The sequence below is a fragment of the Pseudomonas sp. AC083 genome (assembly GCF_979253165.1).
On the sequence record NZ_CEEDDH010000109.1, the window covers coordinates 1 to 278 of the forward strand.

At 41.0% G+C, this 278-nt stretch carries 1 pseudogene; it reads left to right on the top strand.

Annotation, left to right across the window (positions count from 1 at the left end):
• Nucleotides 1-278 (top strand): annotated as a pseudogene (locus tag AC0IXA_RS27405) (hypothetical protein); the annotation flags it as partial.

A 278-nucleotide genomic window follows, 5' to 3' on the forward strand; every position in this document is an offset into this window, starting at 1 on the left:
CTTCAACAAACCTCATTGTTAACGGCTTTGCGGTAGATGCAGGTATGCAGCCACTGGGCTTTTTCGACTTTACCTTAGTGGGTTTAGGCGCGCTTAGTATTGGCCTTATTACTATTTTGGTAATGCTTAAATACTTGCCTGATAACGGCAAAAGCGATCAGGAAGTTGTTCCTTTTTACCTTGAAGGTAAAGTACAAACAGGCTCAAAATTAATAGGTCGCACAGTAGAAGAAAACGGCCTACGCGATTTAAAAGACTTGTTCCTAGCTGAGATAATT